At 55.9% G+C, this 18,849-nt stretch carries 17 protein-coding genes; 8 read left to right on the top strand and 9 right to left on the bottom strand.

The annotated features are described in order from the left end of the window. Together EJ361_RS01225 and EJ361_RS01220 are read right to left on the bottom strand one after the other, a co-directional pair. Positions 1-930, bottom strand: coding sequence for a bifunctional helix-turn-helix transcriptional regulator/GNAT family N-acetyltransferase (locus EJ361_RS01225; RefSeq protein ID WP_126243523.1), 930 nt, complete (start codon positions 928-930; stop codon positions 1-3). A gap of 248 nt (positions 931-1,178) precedes the next feature. After that, positions 1,179-2,279: a helix-turn-helix domain-containing protein gene (locus EJ361_RS01220; RefSeq protein WP_164714030.1), complete on the bottom strand. Its 1,101-nt coding sequence runs from the start codon at positions 2,277-2,279 to the stop codon at positions 1,179-1,181. A gap of 112 nt (positions 2,280-2,391) precedes the next feature. Here EJ361_RS01220 and EJ361_RS01215 point away from each other — a divergent pair, with 112 nt between their 5' ends. The 5 genes from EJ361_RS01215 to EJ361_RS01195 are packed head-to-tail and all read left to right on the top strand — an operon-like array spanning position 2,392 to position 6,947. Next, complete coding sequence (locus EJ361_RS01215; RefSeq protein ID WP_126243521.1) at positions 2,392-3,246, top strand: pirin family protein; 855 nt, start codon at positions 2,392-2,394, stop codon at positions 3,244-3,246. Positions 3,247-3,268: 22 nt separating this feature from the next. After that, positions 3,269-4,264 (top strand): DUF2157 domain-containing protein, encoded by a 996-nt coding sequence (locus EJ361_RS01210; RefSeq protein WP_126243520.1) that lies wholly within the window; start codon positions 3,269-3,271, stop codon positions 4,262-4,264. Further along, the gene (locus tag EJ361_RS01205) at positions 4,251-5,399 is read left to right on the top strand and encodes a hypothetical protein (RefSeq protein WP_126243519.1); all 1,149 of its coding nucleotides are present in this window, start codon (positions 4,251-4,253) and stop codon (positions 5,397-5,399) included. The genes EJ361_RS01210 and EJ361_RS01205 overlap by 14 nt, the downstream gene beginning before the upstream one ends. Before the next feature lie 20 nt (positions 5,400-5,419). Beyond that, entirely contained in the window at positions 5,420-6,214 is a 795-nt protein-coding gene (locus EJ361_RS01200) for an SDR family NAD(P)-dependent oxidoreductase (RefSeq protein ID WP_126243518.1), read from the top strand. 58 nt (positions 6,215-6,272) lie between these two features. Then, a complete protein-coding gene (locus tag EJ361_RS01195) occupies positions 6,273-6,947 on the top strand; it encodes an SGNH/GDSL hydrolase family protein (protein ID WP_126243517.1) in 675 nt (224 codons plus the stop codon). Between the two features lie 64 nt (positions 6,948-7,011). Here EJ361_RS01195 and EJ361_RS01190 read toward each other — a convergent pair whose 3' ends face one another. Continuing rightward, the gene (locus tag EJ361_RS01190) at positions 7,012-8,160 is read right to left on the bottom strand and encodes a hypothetical protein (RefSeq protein ID WP_126243516.1); all 1,149 of its coding nucleotides are present in this window, start codon (positions 8,158-8,160) and stop codon (positions 7,012-7,014) included. Between the two features lie 28 nt (positions 8,161-8,188). Next, positions 8,189-9,196, bottom strand: coding sequence for a glycoside hydrolase family 43 protein (locus EJ361_RS01185; RefSeq protein WP_126243515.1), 1,008 nt, complete (start codon positions 9,194-9,196; stop codon positions 8,189-8,191). Here EJ361_RS01185 and EJ361_RS01180 point away from each other — a divergent pair. Next, on the top strand, positions 9,195-10,331 hold the full coding sequence (locus EJ361_RS01180; RefSeq protein ID WP_240646512.1) for a LacI family DNA-binding transcriptional regulator: 1,137 nt from the start codon (positions 9,195-9,197) through the stop codon (positions 10,329-10,331). The two genes, EJ361_RS01185 and EJ361_RS01180, sit on opposite strands and share 2 nt — an antisense overlap. Here EJ361_RS01180 and EJ361_RS01175 read toward each other — a convergent pair. From EJ361_RS01175 to EJ361_RS01155, 5 genes are all read right to left on the bottom strand, one after another. After that, positions 10,328-11,077, bottom strand: coding sequence for a 6-phosphogluconolactonase (locus EJ361_RS01175; RefSeq protein WP_126243514.1), 750 nt, complete (start codon positions 11,075-11,077; stop codon positions 10,328-10,330). The two genes, EJ361_RS01180 and EJ361_RS01175, sit on opposite strands and share 4 nt — an antisense overlap. 67 nt (positions 11,078-11,144) lie before the next feature. Continuing rightward, positions 11,145-12,371, bottom strand: coding sequence for an N-acetylglucosamine-6-phosphate deacetylase (gene nagA / locus EJ361_RS01170; RefSeq protein ID WP_126243513.1), 1,227 nt, complete (start codon positions 12,369-12,371; stop codon positions 11,145-11,147). Further along, on the bottom strand, positions 12,343-13,722 hold the full coding sequence (locus EJ361_RS01165; RefSeq protein WP_126243512.1) for a sugar MFS transporter: 1,380 nt from the start codon (positions 13,720-13,722) through the stop codon (positions 12,343-12,345). Before EJ361_RS01165 ends, nagA begins: the two co-directional genes overlap by 29 nt. A gap of 17 nt (positions 13,723-13,739) precedes the next feature. Next, on the bottom strand, positions 13,740-15,080 hold the full coding sequence (locus tag EJ361_RS01160; protein WP_126243511.1) for a Gfo/Idh/MocA family protein: 1,341 nt from the start codon (positions 15,078-15,080) through the stop codon (positions 13,740-13,742). Positions 15,081-15,100: 20 nt separating this feature from the next. Then, entirely contained in the window at positions 15,101-16,129 is a 1,029-nt protein-coding gene (locus EJ361_RS01155; protein WP_126243510.1) for a Gfo/Idh/MocA family protein, read from the bottom strand. 419 nt (positions 16,130-16,548) lie between these two features. On the opposite strand from EJ361_RS01155, the gene EJ361_RS01150 reads away from it, so the two are divergent. Both EJ361_RS01150 and EJ361_RS01145 read left to right on the top strand, forming a co-directional pair. Further along, complete coding sequence (locus EJ361_RS01150; protein ID WP_126243509.1) at positions 16,549-17,799, top strand: Nramp family divalent metal transporter; 1,251 nt, start codon at positions 16,549-16,551, stop codon at positions 17,797-17,799. Positions 17,800-17,820: 21 nt separating this feature from the next. Continuing rightward, positions 17,821-18,837, top strand: coding sequence for an NAD-dependent epimerase/dehydratase family protein (locus EJ361_RS01145; RefSeq protein WP_126243508.1), 1,017 nt, complete (start codon positions 17,821-17,823; stop codon positions 18,835-18,837). Positions 18,838-18,849: the final 12 nt, after the last annotated feature.

Here is an 18,849-nt window from a genome sequence, read left to right as displayed (position 1 = left end):
TCAGAGATTACATTCATAACGTTCCTCGTACAGATCGTGGCCCCATAGCTTTTGGGGAATGGACTCCTTTTTCCCGAATCCCCATTTTTTGTACAGCGCGGCGGCAGCCGTCTGTTGGTTGGTGGTGAGCAGGTAAACTTTCCTGAACCGCTGCTCGCGGCAGAAGTCCATGGCCCGCTGCATGAGGGCCTTTCCCAAACCGATGCCCCTGTACTCCGGCCGTATGAGGAACCACCGCAGCTGCGCCTCCTTTCCTTCCCGGTGCTGGATCGCCACTACGCCCGCCAGCCGGCCCATGGACGATGCCACGATGATGCGGTCGCGGCGGGGCTCGAACGCCCGGATATAATCGTGCACCGTTTCCAGGACGTATTGCTCGAAACGGACATCGTACCCGTATTCTTTCCAGTACAATTGTCCGTGCAGGGAAATGATATCCCCCAGATCGCCGGGGATTAATTCCGTGCGGACCTCCACCTGCTCCATGGTGATTTCGCTGCCCGGTGCGCCCAGCAAGCGCCGCAGGTCGCGCATGGATGCGGCGATGGTTTGCTGATCGTCCGCTGGAAGGTGCGCCAGCATCTGGCGGATCTGGTCGTCGGACAAGTTGTCCATTTTCGCCATGAGGCGCCGGCCGCGGTCGGACAGTGTGAGGTAGCTGGACCGGCCGTCTTCCGGCAGGGGATGCTTCCACACCAGGCCGGCTTTTTCCAGTTTGCGGAGCATGCGGCTGAGGTAGCCCGCATCGATCTGCAACGCTTCGCGGATGCCGGTGGCGGTGGTTTGGCGGTTGAAATTGATTTCGTATAGCACCCGGATTTCCGTGAGGGAATATTCGCTGTCGAAGATATGTTGTTGCAAAAGCCCGAGCTGGGCGGTGTAGAAACGGTTGAATTGCCGGATGTCTGATATGATTTCGAGGTCTGACATCGATTGTAAATTTACGGCAAGTTAGCCTATTCGTTGCTTTTGTCAAACATATTGGTTGACTTGATCAAGTTTCCGGGGGAAGAAATGCGTATTTCTACGGGAAGATTCGCGTATTTGCTACCGGGGGCTTGCGGGGAGGAAGGGTTTACTTTGTGGAGCACTCCACTATTCATACATGACCCGTAATTATTAGTAGCATTATTTGAGATTGAAGTGGCGAGGCCTGGTTTCCCGGGCCTTTTTCATGTTCATGAGCCTTGCTGCCGCCGCAGGAACTCCCTGGGCGAACAACCCGCAATCGCCCGGAAGGCGCGCTGGAAAGTAGGCTGGGAATTGAACCCGCACTCATAGGCGATGCCGGTCAACGTGAGATGCCTGCTCGAGGGATCCTTCATCCGGTCTTTGACCGCTTCCACCCGCCAGCCATTCAGGTATTCATTAAACCCTTTTCCGATACGGCGATTCAGCACGGCCGACAACGTCTTCACCGGCACCCCGATCCGCGCAGCCAGCGTGGCGGCGGTCATTTCAGGGTCGAGATACAGTTGTCCGGATGCCATGGCCTCGTGCAGCGCTTCGGCGCAGCGGGCCACTTCATCATCCCCCAACTGGTCGAAATAGGAACCTGCCTGTTGCTGTCGCGCGGCATAAATGATACGGGTCCTATGATATCCGGCGAAGCCCATCCAGTAAACGAATACCACGAGCAGCACCTCGATCATCGTATATTTATGCAAACCCGTGACCGGCCAAATCATGGGCGTCGCCACCGTAGCTACCCAGAGGCAAAGAAATACGCCCATCACACCAACCAGCGTTTTCAGCCAGCGCGCTTCCTCGTCCATCAACCCCTTCCGCATGCTCAGCCAAGCCCGTACAGACAACACGTAATACGCCGCAAACCACGATACGGACAATGGTTCCGCGATTCGATCGAATGCGGTGTTCAGCCATATGATCCATTTCGGGTATTGCCAGCCGATTACGTACAGTCCCCAACACACCAGGAACGCCGCCCTGATGGCCAGGGCCATCCAGACCACGATGAAATGGCGGCCCGCGAACGGCGGCCTTCCCTCCTTTCCGAAAGACCGCACATATAAATATAAACACGGCCCCACCGCGAAAATGAGCACGAAGGCAAGCACATCGAAAACGAGAATATCCGGGTACAGGCCAGACGACCAGTGCAGCGTCTCGAACCCGTTATAGCTGAAGATGAACATGAAAAACGCCAGCATCCGGTTCTGGAAGCGGTTTTCCGTTCGGGCCTGGAGGAGGAATATCCCGAAAAAAAGGGCTTGCAGCGCACCGAGCAGGACGACTAACGAAAACAGATCGATTTTCATGGCGGGTAACACGGGTTTAAAGATAATCCCTTTCCCGACATCCGCATCGGGCAACAATTTTTTTTGCGTGCCGCAAACCCCTACATTTGTTACCTCCATAAAACTGAAACCCATGAAGAAGAACATCGCCCATGTGCTGACGGGCAGGGCCAAGCAGATTACCCCGGAGGAAACGGTGATACAGCCGCTTCCGCATAAGGATTTCAGATTCGCCAATCCGTTTATCGTGATACATCATATCGGCCCCGAAACCATTGCGGCGGGTTCCGGAATGCGTATTCATCCGCATCCGCACCGTGGATTTTCGCCGGTTACGTTCATGATTTCCGGGGAAGGGTACCATATGGATAATGCCGGCCATTCCGGCACGATCCGCGACGGCGGCATCCAGTGGATGTTTGCGGGAAAAGGCCTCCTTCACAGCGAGGGCCCTACGAAAGAAATGCTTGCCCGCGGCGGCAACTGGGAAATGATCCAGATCTGGCTGAACGTGCCCCAAGCAAATAAGTGGGACGATCCCTATTACCAGGCCGCCACGGCAGAACAGCTGCCTTTCGTGCTGGAACAGGAAGGCGTATCGCTCCGGCTGGCCAGCGGTGAGCTGGATGGGAAACGTAGTCCCATGAAGAGCTTCACCCCCGTTACAGCGATCATCGGTACCATCGCCGCAGGCAAAACCGTGCAATTGTCCGCCAGGCCCGGCGATCCGGCGCTGTTATATGTTTTCCGCGGTGAGGTAACCGCCAACGGAACGCCTGCCGCCATGCACCAATTGTATGTGTTCGATACTGCCGGAGACGAGATCGAAGTAACGGCCCAATCAGACGCAGGCATCCTTTTCCTCACCGGCGAGCCCATTAACGAGCCTGTGGCCGCGAAAGACAATTTCGTCATGAACACTGCCGAAGAAGTGGAACAGGCGCTGGAAGATTACCGTAACGGCGTTTTCGGCAAACTCGAATATTGATCCCGCACACCAAACCCCACCTATGCGAAAAAATTTCATCCATCAGCTGGCAGACGAAGGGCTGCTGAGCGAAACGGAACGCCTCCGGCTGGAGGCGCAATCGGGCAGCCGGTTATTTTCCCTCCATTGGGAACTGAAGACGATGCTGTACCTGGGCGTGCTCCTGCTGAGCGGCGGCCTGGGCACGCTGATCTATAAAAATATCGACACCATCGGCCACCAGGCCATCCTGGCGGGCATTGGGCTGCTTTGCGCCGCGTGCTTCTGGTACGCGAACAAACATACAGCCCCGTTCACCTGGGAAAAAACCGAATCGCCCAACGCCTGGTGGGATTATGTGGTGTTACTGGGCTGCCTGCTCTTCATTTCGTTCATCACCTACCTGCAAGGGCAATACGAAGTTTTCGGGACGCGGCTGGGCAGCGCCACTTTCATCCCGATGGTGGTCCTGTTCTTTTGTGCTTATTACTTCGATCACCTGGGTGTTTTGAGCCTTGCCATCACGAACTTCGCGGCCTGGCTGGGGATCGCCATCACGCCCATGCATCTCCTTTCCAGCAACGCGTTTGGCACGGAGCGCCGGCTCATCGATACGGCATTGCTTATCGGGCTGGTGCTCACGGCGGCGGGATTTGCCAGCGGCCGCTTCAACAGGAAGGCCCATTTCTCTTTTACGTACTACAATTTCGCGGTCCATGTTTTTTGCATCGGCGCGTTGTGCGGCATGTTCTTCGAAGACGGGATGCTGTTGCTGTACACGCCGGCGCTGGCTGCGGCATTGGCTTTCTATTATTTCCTCGGCGTGCGTTTGCGGTCGTTTTATTTCTTGCTCATGACGGTGATTTACGCCTACATCGGCCTGGGGTATCTCGTCATCTTCATGCTCATCCTGGCAATGGATTCGCTGGAAATGGGCGTGCTCTACCTTTCCATCCTGTACCTGATCGTTTCGTCCATCGCCATGGCGCGTATCCTCATCCACCTCAACCGAAAACTGAAATCACATGCTGATCTATAATACCGCCGAGCTAGATAACGCCCTCATCCGCCAGGAGGCCGACGATGCGAAAGCTGCGGGTGTGATTGTGCAGGGAACGGCGGAGCGGATCAAAGCGGCGCATCCTTACACCCTGTATTCACCGAATATTTTCGTACGCATCGGGCTGGGGCTCGCTACCGTGTTGTGCGTACTGCTTGCTACCGGTCTGTTTTTCCTCCTGATGATGGACGGCGCGATCCGTTCGATAGAAATATTTTTCCTCGTGTGGGGCGTGCTGGCATATGGTACACTGGAAATGTGGATGTCTGGCCACCGGCATTACCGTTCGGGGGTAGACGACGGGCTCACCTGGGTTTCGGCGGTATATATCGCCGGCGCGCTGGTGGCGCTTATGGAAAACGACAGTCCGGTCCTCCTTTTTATATTATTAACGGCGCTCGCATCCTGGTACACGGTCCGCACTTCCGACCCCGGGATTGCCCTGTGTGGCTGGGTTTGTGGCATCATGATTGTGGTATATGGCGCCATCGCGTATATTCCCGGGGCGCGGTATTTGCTGCCTTTCCTGGTGATGGGCATTTCCGCAGGGGCGTATTTGCTATTCACCCGTATACAGCGGAATTTCCGCTTCCGGCATTACGATCTTTGCCTGGATGTGTTGCGACTGGGCACTTTGGCTACGCTGTACCTCGCCGGTAACTATTACGTGGTGCATATCGCCGGCATGGAATTGCTGGGAATGGAAGGCGAGCCTCCGCTCCCATGGCTCTTCTGGACGCTATCGATCGCCATTCCGCCCGTTTATATATGGATGGGGCTACTGCGGAAAGACAGGATCCCCCTCGCCATGGGGCTCATCCTCATCGCCATGGCCGTATTCACCATCAGGGCGTACCACGCCGTAATGCCCATCGAAACGGCAATGGTGCTTGGCGGGATCTTTCTGGTAGGGGTATCTTATTTTGTGCATCGCTACCTCAAAAAACCGAAACACGGGTTCACCACGGAAGCCATGCATACGCGCAGCTTCGGAGCGCAACAACTTGAAGGGCTCATCATCGCAGAAACGATGCAACCTACCCCGCAGGCCGGCGAAGCATTCCAGTTCGGCGGCGGCTCCGGCGGCGGAGGTGGCGCCAGCAACGAATTCTAGAATTTTAAAAAACTGTGCATATGGATTTACATTTGAAAGGAAAAACCGCATTTATCAGCGGCAGCACCCAGGGAATCGGGTTCGCCGCCGCCAAACTGCTCCTCCAGGAAGGGGCCACCGTCATTATCAACGGCAGAACGGAAGCCCGCGTGAAAGAGGCCGTGCAAAAACTGAAAGACCTCGTCCCCAACTGTCCCGTTTCCGGCATCGCCGCTGATTTTACCAAACTGGCCGATGTGGAGCAATTGATGGAAAAACTGCCTTCGATAGATATACTCGTCAACAACGCCGGCATCTTCGAGCCCAAAGCATTCGAGGATATCCCCGATGAAGACTGGTACCGCTTCTTCGAAGTGAACGTCATGAGCGGCGTGCGGCTGTCGCGCCACTTTTTCCCGAAAATGATCGCCAACAACTGGGGCCGCATCATTTTCATTTCCAGCGAATCGTCCATCATGATCCCCAGCGAAATGATCCATTACGGTATGACGAAAACCGCCCAGCTCGCGGTGAGCCGGGGCCTGGCGGAACGCACCAAAAACACGGGCGTCACCGTCAACACGATCTTACCCGGCCCCACCAAATCGGAAGGCGTGGTGGATTTTCTCGGCAAACTGGCTACGGAACAGGGCGTTTCGCCGGCGGAAGCCGAAAAGAACTTTTTCCGGGACATGCGCCCCAGTTCGCTCCTGCAGCGGTTCGCCGACGTTTCGGAGATCGCCAGCATGATCGCCTATATCGCCAGCCCGCTTTCGTCCGCCACCAACGGCGCGGCCATCCGGGTGGAAGGCGGACTGGTGCCGACCATATATTAACGCTGGCGTGGATAAGGACTTTTTACTATTTTGTTCGTCCATAAACATTTCAGCGATTATGAAAAAACTATCCATGCTTCTTTTTGCCCTGGGCGCCATGGCACTCCTGTCTGCCGGGGTAGCGAAGAAGAAGAAAAAAGTCATCTTCTTCGGGGATTCCATTACACAGGCCGGCGTTGGCCCGGAAGGGTATATCACGCAACTGAACGCTATGTTGCAGCAATCGCATGCCGGGCAGTATGAGCTCATCGGGGCAGGGATCGGGGGGAATAAAGTCTACGATCTCTATCTCCGCATGGAAAAAGACGTGCTCGAAAAGAAACCGGACGTGGTGGTGATCTATGTCGGGATCAACGATGTCTGGCATAAGGCCTCCCACCGTACCGGTACGGATTTCGACAAATTCGGCGGCTTCTACCGCGCGCTCATCAAAAAGATTCAGGACAACGGCGCGAAAGTGATCGTTTGCACACCTTCCGTCATCGGCGAAAAGAAAGACGGCGATAACGAGCAGGACGCGGACCTCAACAAATACAGCGACCTGATCCGGTCCATCAGCAAGGAACAAAGCCTGCCGCTGGTAGATCTCCGCAAGGCGTTCCTGGACTACGAGGCCGCCAATAATAAAGACAACAGCGAAAAAGGCCTGCTCACCTCCGACCGTGTGCACCTTAACAGAGAAGGCAACGCGTTCGTGGCGGCACAAATGGCGAAAGCGATTACCGGACTTTGATTCCGGACGTGAAATAAGAAAAAAACCGGGCTCGTTGGGGGCCCGGTTTTTTCTTAGATATACGTTACTTCCTTTCCGCCTTCAACGCATCGATTTCCTTCTTCATCTCTGCGATATAAAGTGTCAGTTCTTCGATTTTCTGCAGGAGTTTGGCGTTCATCTCTCCGAGGTCCTGCCCTTTTTCGGCGACTTCTTTGGCCGAGGGGATGCCGGGAAGATGTTTGTTTTCCTTTACATACGCCATTACTTCCTCGATAGGTTGCAATTTGAAATCTTCCTCAAATACGAAGTCGGGCCAGTTGGCGTATGCTTTCACGACGGCTTTGGTGAATATGGCGCTGCCGTTTACGGAAAGTTTGTAACCGTTTGGCGCATGATCACCGATGCGGACATTTCCCACAGAATCTATCGTAAACAAACGTCCCCGAGTGGTTACGAAGTTGAATCCGCGAACGTTGGTATTAAGGGAAAAGTTCATGCCATCGTCATTTACACTTTGGGTAATCGCATATCCGGAAGTGTTTGGACCGGCTATGAATTTGAATACCTGTCCACCGCTTTTAATTTGAAAAGGCGCAGTAGGTGGCTGGTCGCCTATTCCGAAATGTCCACCTTTCGTTATCCACAGCCGCGTTCCCAATCCGCCGCCTACACCCGTATTATCTTCATATAAACTGAATCCATCCGGAGCGTTAGGGTCTGTATTAGTTAGTCTCACCCATGCCCAACGATTATTGTTCGAATTTCCAATATTTAAACCTCCATTTTGTGTTGGCGGCGGGGAAATCCTGATATTTCCGCCCGAAACGTGAAGTCTGTCTGCTGGCGAAGTTGATCCAATACCGATAGCTGCTGTCGGCCGATCAATATAAAATGCAGTACTTTTATAAGAGGCATTATCATTATAACTCCATATGGCAAAATTTGAACCTTGTGCATTGGTACCTGTTTCGTTGCCGATCAACCCTATGCCCCATCTCACACCGGCCCAATCGGGGTTGATTTTGTGGAGCCCAAAGAGATGATGCCCGTTTGTGTTGTCAGACCTATCAGACAATGCAACAAATTTTCGTGCAGCGCCTCTGCCCGAAATATTGAAAGTACCTGAGATCTGAACCGGAGCCTCGCGGTTCAAAATATACGTTTCCTGCGCAATCAGATTTATGGTACTACATGTCAACAAAAGTCCAATGGACAAAAATTTCCAATTCATAGATAAAGGATTTAAAACGTAAAACTAGTTAATTTCCAGGTCTCCGCAACACCGTCCCCTCCGCCACCGGCTCCCCGAAAACCGGCATGCCGTCTTTCGTCCAACTGAACTTTTGCATCCGGGGAGATCGTTTCCCGCCGCAGCCCCAGCCTGGCTGGGAATTGGCGTGATAAAGGATCCAGTCCTCCTTACCATTGGGGCTTTTGAAGAAAGAATTATGCCCCGGCGACCAGACTTTATTCGCCACCGAAGTTTGGAAGATCGGTTCGGGATGTTTGGTCCACCGCGCGGAATCGAGGAGGCTGCCTTTGCCGGAAAAACGGAGGAGCCCCAGGGCGTAATGGTCTGTCCAGCAGCCGCTCGCGGAATATACGATCATGAGTTTTTTGCCGTGGAAGAGCGCCTGCGGGCCTTCGTTCACCGTCACTTTCTGGCCGCTTTTCTCCCATTCGTGTTCCGGAACGGACAAGCGCACTCTTTTCGACGAAATCGTCCAGGGATTTTTCATTTGTGCGATGTAAATATCCTGCTGCTTATCTGCATCTCCCTCCCAACCCGACCAGATCATGTACAGTTCCTTTTTGTATTCGAAAATATCGGCGTCGATGGCCCATTTGTTGGTAGCGTCGGTAACCTGGCCCTTGAAGGTCCAGTTGCCGGTCATGGGGTCGGGTGAAGGGTTTTCGAGGACGTACATGCGGTGCTGCACGTTCTTTCCGCCGGTGGCCGCGAAATAGGCATACCATTTTCCGCGGAGGAACTGCACCTGTGGCGCCCAGATATCTTTCGACCAGGCATTGTTTTCAGTGGGTTTGTAAATGGTGACGTGCTGGGCGGATGTAAGGTCTGCCAGGCTGCGGGTCTTCCAAAGCACGATAGAATTGGCCGTGGTGTGGGTGTAGTAGTACCATCCATCTTTGAAATAAGAATACGGATCGGCGCCGGAAGTCAGGAGTGGATTGGTGAACGTGGAATCCTGGGCCTGCGCGCCGGCGACGGTGGCGAGCAGCAGCAGGGAAATAAACATGGTTTTCATGTCCCCTAAAATAAAATATCCCAATCAATTCTTTTTCACTACTTTCGGGTACGTACACGTACACTGCACATCCATGAAAGCGAAACAACCAGATCAGCCCGGCGGCGTCAAGGAAATTGCGCGGCGGGCAAAGGTCTCGATCGCCACGGTAGACCGGGTCATCCATAACCGGACGGGCGTATCGGCCAAAACACGCGCCAAGATCGAGAAGATCATACAGGAACTGAACTATCAGCCCAATATCATCGCGAGCCGGCTGGCATCGCGCAAAGTATTGAACCTCGCCATATTGCTCCCGGCGGTTTCTACGGAAACGGAATATTGGGAAATCCTCCTGGCGGGCGTTTCCCAGGCCGAAGACGAAATCCGGCAGATGGGGGTCCGGATCGAACGGTATTATTACGATTTCAACGACCGCACTTCCTTCCCGAAAGCCGCCCGGCAGTTGCTGAAAGGGCTGCTGGACGGAGTCTTGCTGGCTCCGCTCTTTATAGACGAAGCCACCGCTTTCTGCGGACAGCTGCAGGAAAAGAACGTTCCCTACGTATTCATCAACTCCGACATCCCCAGTCTCAACAGTCTCTGCTATGTGGGCCCGGAGCTCTTCCGCAGCGGGTACCTCGCCGGTCATCTCATGGCGTATTGCCTCCAGCCCGATGATAAAATCCTCATGGTGAACATGACGAAGGAAATCGAAGGATTGCATCCCCTGTTGCGGAAGGAAGAAGGTTTCAGGGCGTATTTCAGTGAAAAGCTGGACAGGATCGTCAAAACCGACGTCCCCGAAAGCAACGAGAAATCCATAGAAAAGAAGGTAGCGGAAGCCCTCGCGGCCGACGCGTCCATCAAAGCCATTTTCGTGACCAGTTCCCGCGTGCATCTCATCGCGCAATTCCTGGAATCTGCCGGAAAAAAGGATATCCTGGTGATGGGGTACGACTTCCTCCCCGAAAACGTTTCGTGGCTCCAGAAAGGCATGATCGATTTCCTCATTTGCCAAAAGCCCCAGGAACAGGCCTATCGCGGCATCATGACGCTGTATCAGCACCTCGTGCTGGGCGCGCCCGTCGAAAAGGAACACTTCATGCCGATCGACATCATCACCCGCGAAAACTACATGTATTACAAAAACTAAAGCAGCGCAGCACTGTCTTTATCGATGAAAAGCGCCGCCCGCGGATGTTTCCGCAGGATAGTGCTGGGATGTTGCGCGCTTATGGGCGATTGCAGCGTGTGCCGTACCGCCTCCGCTTTTGCAGCACCGGGCACCATGCAATAAATCCAGGTTCCGCGGTACAATGCTGGCACTGTAAGCGTCAGCGCGTGCGTGGGCACGTCTTGCAGCGACGCGAAACATCCGTCGTTCACCTGCTGTTGCCGGCAGGCATCGTCCAGGTCTACCACCTTCACCAGTTTGGGATCGTTGAAATCCGCCACGTGCGGGTCGTTGAACGCGATGTGCGTGTTCTCCCCCACTCCCATGCAAACTATATCCGTTCCTCCGTTCAGCAACCCGGCATAGCGCTCGCATTCCGCATTCGCGTCGTTCGTTTGTCCGTCGAGGTAATGCACCGATCTGAACGGTACGAGCCCGAAAAGGCGCTCCCTGAGGAAGTTACCGAATCCCTGTGGCGCGTTGGCGGGAAGGCCGATGTATTCGTCCATATGGAACGCGTGGATGCGGTCCCAGGGAATGGACGGATCAGCACGGAAGGCTTCCAGGAATTCCTGTTGCGAAGGTGCAGCGGCGAAGATCATGCTGATGTAAGGTTGGGATTGCAGGAGCGCATGCACCCGCCCTGCCACCGCAGCCGCCGCGGCAGCGCCCATCCGGCGCCTGTCCTCAAACTGGTGTACATTGATTCGTTGGTATGTATGCATATGTTGACAGGTTTTTGATGCCGGACGGCGCTCTGTGGCTGCCGCAGCGGTGGTATGGTGGTCGTTTTTATCCTTGTGTTGGCAGATGCAGCACCGACCGGGCGTTTGCGGCGCGATGAAGGATTTCTCCGCCGCGGACCACCGTATCGATGCGCACGTCTTCGTTGAACAGCACGATGTCCGCGTCTTTCCCCGTGGCGAGGGATCCCTTCCTCCCGGAAACTTTCATAATGGCGGCGGGCGTGGCGGTCATCATGCGCACGGCGTCGGCCATGGGCACATCCGCCAGTTTCACCATGTTGCGCACGAGCCGGTCTGCCGTAGCCACGCTTCCCGCAAACTGCGTACGGTCGGGCAGTTTCGCCACCTCATCTTCAACGATCACTTTCAGTCCGTTTTCCCGGCTGCCGAGGATGCTTTCGCCCGGGGGCATGCCGGCGGCGCGCATGGCGTCGGTGATGAGGGCGGTTTTTTCCGGGCCTTTGAATTTGTAGACGAGTTTGAGCAGCGCTGGCGGCAAATGAACTCCGTCAGCGATGATTTCCACGGTCATATCGTCGAGCAGGAACGCACTTTCAATGACGCCGGCGAAACGGAAGGCATTCCGCCGGGTAACGCCCGACATCGCCGAATAAAGATGTGTGACGTGGGAATAGCCGTGCTCCCAGGCGTCGAGCATTTCTTCGTAAATGGCGTCTGTATGCGCCACGGCGGGTAATATCCCCCGCTGGCGGAGATAATCGCCGAAAGCGAGGGCGCCCGGGAGCTCGGGGGCAGCGCTCCAACGCGCGACGGACGTAGTATCCGCCAGCACGGACGCGTATTCTGCGGGGTCCGGGTTGCGGATGTAGCGCGGGTCTTGCGCGCCGCGCTGATTCATGGCGAAGTAAGGCCCTTCCAGATGAATGCCGATGAATTCCGACCCTTTCCGGTTGAGCGGATGGGCGGTTTCGTAGTTGGAAATGGTACGCCGTAGGCTGTCGGTATCGCCGCTGAGCGAAGTGGGCGTCATGGCCGTGGTGCCATACCGGATATGCGTTTCTGCAACTTTCAGGAAAGATGCCGTGTCCCCGTCCATAAAATCCGCATCGCCGCCGCCATGCACGTGTATATCGATGAAACCGGGCGAAATGTATTGCCCTTTCGCATCGATCTCCACGGCGCCGGAAACGGGAATATCATCTTCCGCCAACGCCAGGATGCGGTTGCCCTCCGTCAGCACCGTACCACCGTTGATAATGCGGTACGGCGTGATGATCCGGCCGTTAAAGATTTTTATCTTCGGAGTATTCATATTCGGGTGTTGAGGGAACGGCCCTGTGAGACGGCTTCCAGCTGCGCACCAGATGCCCGTGAAATGCGTAATACATGAGGTAAGCGTAACAGGGCAGCAATACCCAGTAGGCATCGCGTTCCCCTGTCATATCCGCGAAAAATCCATACACCAGCGGCAGCACCGCGTTGCCGCAAAGCCCCATGATGAGGACCGAGGCGCCCAGCTTGGTAAAGCGGCCCAGGCCGTCGAGCGCCAGCGGCCAGATGCCCGCCCAAACGAGCGAGTTGGCCAATCCCAGCAATACCACGAACCATATCGACACATCCGTTTCATGCCCGAAAACGTGCACCATGCCGCGCATGTTCACGATGCAGACGGTAAGCACGGCTCCCAGTACCGTACAAAAGCGGAGGGCATTCACCTGTTTCACGAATTTCGGGATGAGGAGGATCCCGATGAAATACCCCACGATCGTGGCGCCCAGCGTATACGACGGGAACGCTTTGGCTTCGAGGAGCGGGATGCCCATGGAGCCGGCGTAGGAAATGATCGTATCGATCGCGATGACCTGCGTGCCGACATGCAAAAATATCGCTACGGCACCCAGGATCAGGTGCGGAAATTCGAAAATGCTTTTCTTGCCGCTGTTGACGGCCGCCGTTTCCATGCTCTCGTTTTCCGTATCGATCTCCGGCAGCGGCGAATACCGCACCACGAGGCCCAGGAGGAACAACACGCTTCCCAGCACGGTGTACGGAACGATCACACGGCGGATGAACGCGTCCAGCACGGCAGTTTTTTCTGCTGCGCCCATGCCCGGCAGCGTGCGCTCCAGGTCGGTATCCGAAACCCGGAGGACCACCGCGGCGAAGATCAGCGGCGCAATGATGCCCGCGAATTTGTTGCAGATCCCCATCACACTGATGCGCTGGGCGGCGGATTCCTTCGGCCCCAGGATCGTGATATAGGGATTGGCGGCGGTTTGCAGCACGGCCAGCCCTATTCCCAGGGTGAAAAGCCCCAGCAGGAACAAGGGATACGCCCGCATGAGGGCCGCCGGCACGAAGAGGAAAGCGCCCAGCGCCATCGCCCAGAAACCGATCATCATCCCCCGCTTGAAACCGGTCGACCGCAAGAGGTACGACGAAGGTACCGACATCACCAGGTAAGAAATATAAAACGCAAACGTAACGAGATACGATTGCAGGCTCGTCAGTTCGCAGGCGATCCTGAAATAGGGAATGAGAATGGCGTTCACCCACGACACGAAGCCGAAGATGAAAAACAGCATCCCGATAATGAGGATGGATATGCGCGTATCCCGCCTGCTCAGCGAGCCGGGGTCTACCATGCCGGTATGTGTCCGCATCGGTTTGATTTACGGGTTTATACTGTTGGTTCCCAGCCCGGCTGGTATGTCCTTTTCCATAATTTCTGCGCAGCTGCGTTGTTTTTGATCCGTCCGTTGGATGGGTCGGTATGCAGCGTGCTTTGCGTACGGAGTGCGATATTGCCCAACTGGCAGAGCAATGTACTTTGATGACCGCTGAGGATGTCGCTGTTTAGCGGCGCGCCGCTGCGGATGGCGGAGAAGAAGTTCTGGAAATGCAGCGCATCCAGCGCTTCGGCGGGATTGGTCAGGTTGCGCGCGTCGATCTTCATGTCGTTTTTCACATCTTTCACCACTTTACCGTCGAGGTCGTAAACGGTGTAAGCATTACCGTCGATCATGAGCGAACCCTTCTCGCCGTAAAACACGACGCCTACGGTATTCCCTTCCAGCGGTTTCCCGTTGCAGCTCCGGCCTTCCCAGGCCATGCTGCTGTTGTTGCCGAATTCGAGGTTGATGACCTGTGTGTCCGGCGTTTCCCAGTCGTCTTCGTACCGGTACCTGCCGCCGGCGGAAGATACCCGGATGGGATAATCCACGCCCATCCCCCAGCGCAGCAGGTCGATCATGTGGGTGCCGTTGTTGAGGGCTTCGCCTGTCCCCCAATTCCAGAACCAATGCCAGTTATAGTGAACGAGGTTATCACGGAAAGCCTTGCGGGGCGCGGGGCCCTGCCAGAGGTCGTAATCCAGCCATCCGGGAACGGGGGTTTCCTTTCCGCGGCCGATCGACTGGCGGTTGTTGGTATACCATCCTTTCCCGAAGTAAACGCGGCCGATGGCGCCATCTTTCAGTTCCCGGATGCCTTTGATGACATTCGGCCAGGAGCGGCGCTGGTTGCCCATCTGGATAACGGATTTATATTTTTTCTGCGCGGCAACGAGCAGTTCGCCTTCATGTGGATTGTGGCTGCAGGGTTTTTCGAGATATACGTGTTTGCCGGCTTTGGCGGCGAGGATGGCGGCGGGTGCGTGCCAATGATCGGGCGCGACGATGATGAGCGCGTCCATATCTTTTTGCTCCAGTGCTTTCCGGAAATCCGGGATATTGGCCGGCTGCTTTTTCTGGATGTCGTTTACTTTGGCGATGCACTTTTCGCTGGCGCGGGTATCTACGTCGGAAACGGATACCACTTCACAATCAGGCTGTTTCGCATAGTTCTGCGCAAGGGCCAGTCCACGGGCATTTACACCCATCATGCCCACCCGGATGCGCTCGTTGGCGCCGAGGATGGAGGCGTAACTTTTGGCGCTGAAGCCGGGCAGGATGCCGCCGGCGGCTATGAGGGCCGTGCCTTGCGCGGTTTGTTTCAAAAACGATCTGCGTGTATTTTTCATAAGGTGGATTTTAAGGTTGATCAGCGTTTGTGTTCCTTTACTCGGCCGAACATCGCCGCAACGGAAACCGGCGCGCCTTTCCTGCGCTTGCTTTCGTCGGCCGCGTCCATGAACGCGAGGATTTCGAGGGTGGCTTCGCGGGAAACGGGAGGCTTTCCCGTCCGGAAAAACTCCGCGACCTTCAACAGGAGCGGCTCGTAGCCTTTGTAGGGCCCCAGCGGCACGATGCTGTTCCCGCCGAAGGCGTTGCCACCGTAATCCTGCTTGCCGCCGCGGATGCCCCGGTAAGTACCGATCCGTCCTCCTTCCCAAACCCCTACCACTACGTCGGCGTCTGCCGTGGAGGTCCGGGAAACCGTCTGGCAGCCGGTCCCCATCACGGTGCAGAGCATTTCCACGCCGTGGATGCCGTACCAGTAAAGATCGGGATGCGTTTTTTCGAGCGCGCAGGGACTGAAGGTTTCGGCGCCGAACACTTTGCCGATGGAGCCGCCGGCCACGGCCTGCACATTATCCACGTACCGCAGCGACGAAGCGGAGAATACGGGCGCGTTGTGTTTTTCGGACAGGTTGAATATTTCTATGCCTTCCGCGAGTGAAGCGGCCAGGGGTTTGTCTATGAACACTTTCCTGCCGGCGCGGATGGCGGGCAGGGCTTGCCGGAGATGGGGCCGCCCGTCGTTGGACTCTACCATCACTACGTCGGATTTGGCGAGGAGCGCGTCCATGCCGGTCACGATTTCCACGCCGAGTTTTTTCAGTTCTTCCACGAATCCCGGCATACGTTTCTGGTTGTTTTCGATGTCGGGACTGGCTTCGGGGAGCGCCGCTACGATGCGGAAACCTTCGAGGCCGGGCGTCACTATATCTTTATTGAAACTTTTTGCGAAGGCGACGGCATGCGAGGTGTCGCAGCCGATGATGCCGATGCGGACGGGATCGGCGGCGAGGGCCATGGCATGGAGGGACGGGCTGGTGGTAAGGCCGGTGGCGATGCCTGCGGCGGTCATGGTCTGGAGGAACTGTCGGCGGTCGTAGCGTGGCTGCATGGTGGAACTTTCTCTTCTAATGATTAATTACGCGGTAGATCTGGTTCGACAAGGGGCCCGGTAATTTCGGGTACGTACCCGTAACCCGGTCCTTAAAAAACGGTTGTCCTGCAACCGTATTTCATCAAATACCCAGTAACATCGGGTACGCACCCGGAAGTTAATAATTTTAATCGGATATTTCCAAGGAAAACGGGGAGGAAAAAATATTTTGCCCGTTCTCCTATATTAATGCGTTGCTTATTTCAAATTATCCCCTCCCGTTGAAATTTATTTGCAAATTACGGAATTGACTTGTACTTTCGGGTACGTACCCGGTTTTCATCCACGTATTCCTGAAATCTGCTCCTGCAAAGTAAAGCAGACGCCGTGTACGCACCCGTAGAAACACAACCAGGTCATCGCATAAAAAAACGTTTATGGAAGATTCGACAGCTACCGTCCGCTCCACTCCCGCACCCGCCGCCAGCCGCGGTAAAGCCTGGCTGCAGGCCATAGGGCCCGGACTCATCACGGCCGCGCTCGTATTCGGCCCCAGCAAGATCACCGTTGCCTCCATGATGGGCGCCAAATATGGCTATGCCCTGCTCTGGCTGGTGGTAGTCGCTATTTTCTTTATGATCATTTTCGCCGTGATGGCTGCGCGGGTCGGCATCGCCACCAGCGAATCCGCCCTCACCACCATCGGTAGAAAATGGGGCAAAGGCGCGCGCATCGCCATCGGCGTGGGCGTTTTCTTCGTGTGCGCCTCATTCCAGGCGGGCAATTCCATCGGCATAGGGATCGCCGTGGGCGAAGCCACGCAAACCGCACCGGCCATTTGGATTATCGTGTTTAACCTCGCCGCAATGGTCATGCTGTTTTTCCGCAGTTTCTACAAGTCGCTGGAAAAGGTCATGATCGCGCTCATCGGGCTCATGCTCCTCGCCTTCTGCGCCACGTTCTTCTTCACCCAGCCTTCCCTGCCGGATGTGGCCAAAGGTTTTGCAGTGCCTTCGCTCCCGGAAGGTTCCCTGCAACTGACCATCGCCTTCATCGCCTCGTGCTTCTCCATCGTGGGCGCGCTGTACCAGGCCTACCTCGTCCAGGAGCGCAAACGGATCAATCCGCAAGCCAGGCAAACGGGGCGGGAAGCCATCCCGGGCATGGTGATCCTCGGTATCCTCGCGGCCATCGTTATGTCGTGCAGCGCAGCAGTTTTACATAGCCACCACATCAACGTCACCAAAGCGACGGACATGGCCATCGCCCTGGAGCCGATCTTCGGCAACTTCGCTTCTGCGCTGTTCCTTTCCGGCCTGTTCGGCGCCTCTTTCTCCGCGATGATCGGCAACGCCGCACTGGGCGGCACGCTGCTGGGCGACGCGCTCGGGTTCGGGGGTTCCTTGCAATCGGGCAAAGTAAGGGTCCTTATCGGCGTCATCATGGCGCTCGGGGCAACCGTCGCACTTTCTTTCGGGAAACTGCCGCTCCAACTGATCGTACTGGCGCAGGCGGTCACCATTTTCATCGTTCCCTTCATTGGCGTGGCGCTGTACCTGGTCGCCAACGACGAAAAGATCATGGGCGCCATGAAAAACCCGCCGTACGTGAAGTTCTTCGGTGCGCTGGGCCTCATTTTCATGTTCATCCTCGCCGCCAGCAACGTCAAAACATTATTCTTTTCATAATCAATTCGCAAACTATACGACATGGACGCAATATTCTCCACCGTTGAAGAGCTGCTGAAGCCTTCCGAAGCATTGGTAGCAGACATCGCGCGCCTCGAAGGCGACATCCTCATTCTCGGCGTTGGCGGCAAGATCGGCCCCAGCCTCGCCAAACTGGCCAAACAGGCCGTAGACGCATCCGGCGTTCCCCGCCGCGTGATCGGTGTGAGCCGGCTTTCCGAGCCCGGTCTCCGCGAAGAACTGGAAGCCGCCGGTGTGGAAGCCATCGCCGCCGACCTGCTGAACGAAGCCGATCTCGCCGCGCTGCCCGACGCTAAAAACGTGCTTTACCTCGCCGGCACCAAATTCGGCACCACCGGTAAGGAAGCCTTCACCTGGGCCATGAACGCCTATCTCCCCGGCCGCGTGGCGGAAAAATACCGTAACTCCCGGATCGTAGTGTATTCCACCGGGAACGTGTATCCCCTCGTGCCGGTGTATTCCGGCGGTGCAGACGAAAGCACGCCCGTTGGCCCGGTTGGTGAATACGCCCAGTCCTGCCTCGGCCGCGAGCGTATCTTCGAGCACTTCTCGCAACAATACGGCACCGAACTGCTCATCTACCGCCTCAACTACGCCAACGATCTCCGATACGGCGTGCTCCTGGAGATCTGCAAATCCGTCGTGAACGGATCGCCCATCGACCTGCGCATGGGTCACGTAAACGTAATCTGGCAGGGCGATGCGAACGAATATGCGCTCCGCTCCTTCCTGCATACTTCCGCTCCCGCCAAATTCCTCAACATCACGGGCCCTGAAACGGCTTCCGTTCGCTGGATCGCGGAAGAATTCGGTAAACTCGCCGGCAAAACGCCGCAGTTCCTGAACTCGGAACAGGACACAGCCCTGCTCAACAACGCCGCCGAAAGCTTCCGCCTGTTCGGATACCCGAAAGTGACCCTTCGCGATATGATCCGTATGACGCTCGAATGGTACCAGAGCGGCGGCGCCACCATCAAAAAACCTACCCATTTCCAGACCAGAACGGGCAAATTCTAAAAAACACAACTA

Origin of the sequence: Chitinophaga rhizosphaerae (genome assembly GCF_003958645.1) — a bacterium.
Taxonomy (GTDB): domain Bacteria; phylum Bacteroidota; class Bacteroidia; order Chitinophagales; family Chitinophagaceae; genus Chitinophaga; species Chitinophaga rhizosphaerae.
This window is presented reverse-complemented; position numbering and strand designations above follow the sequence as displayed.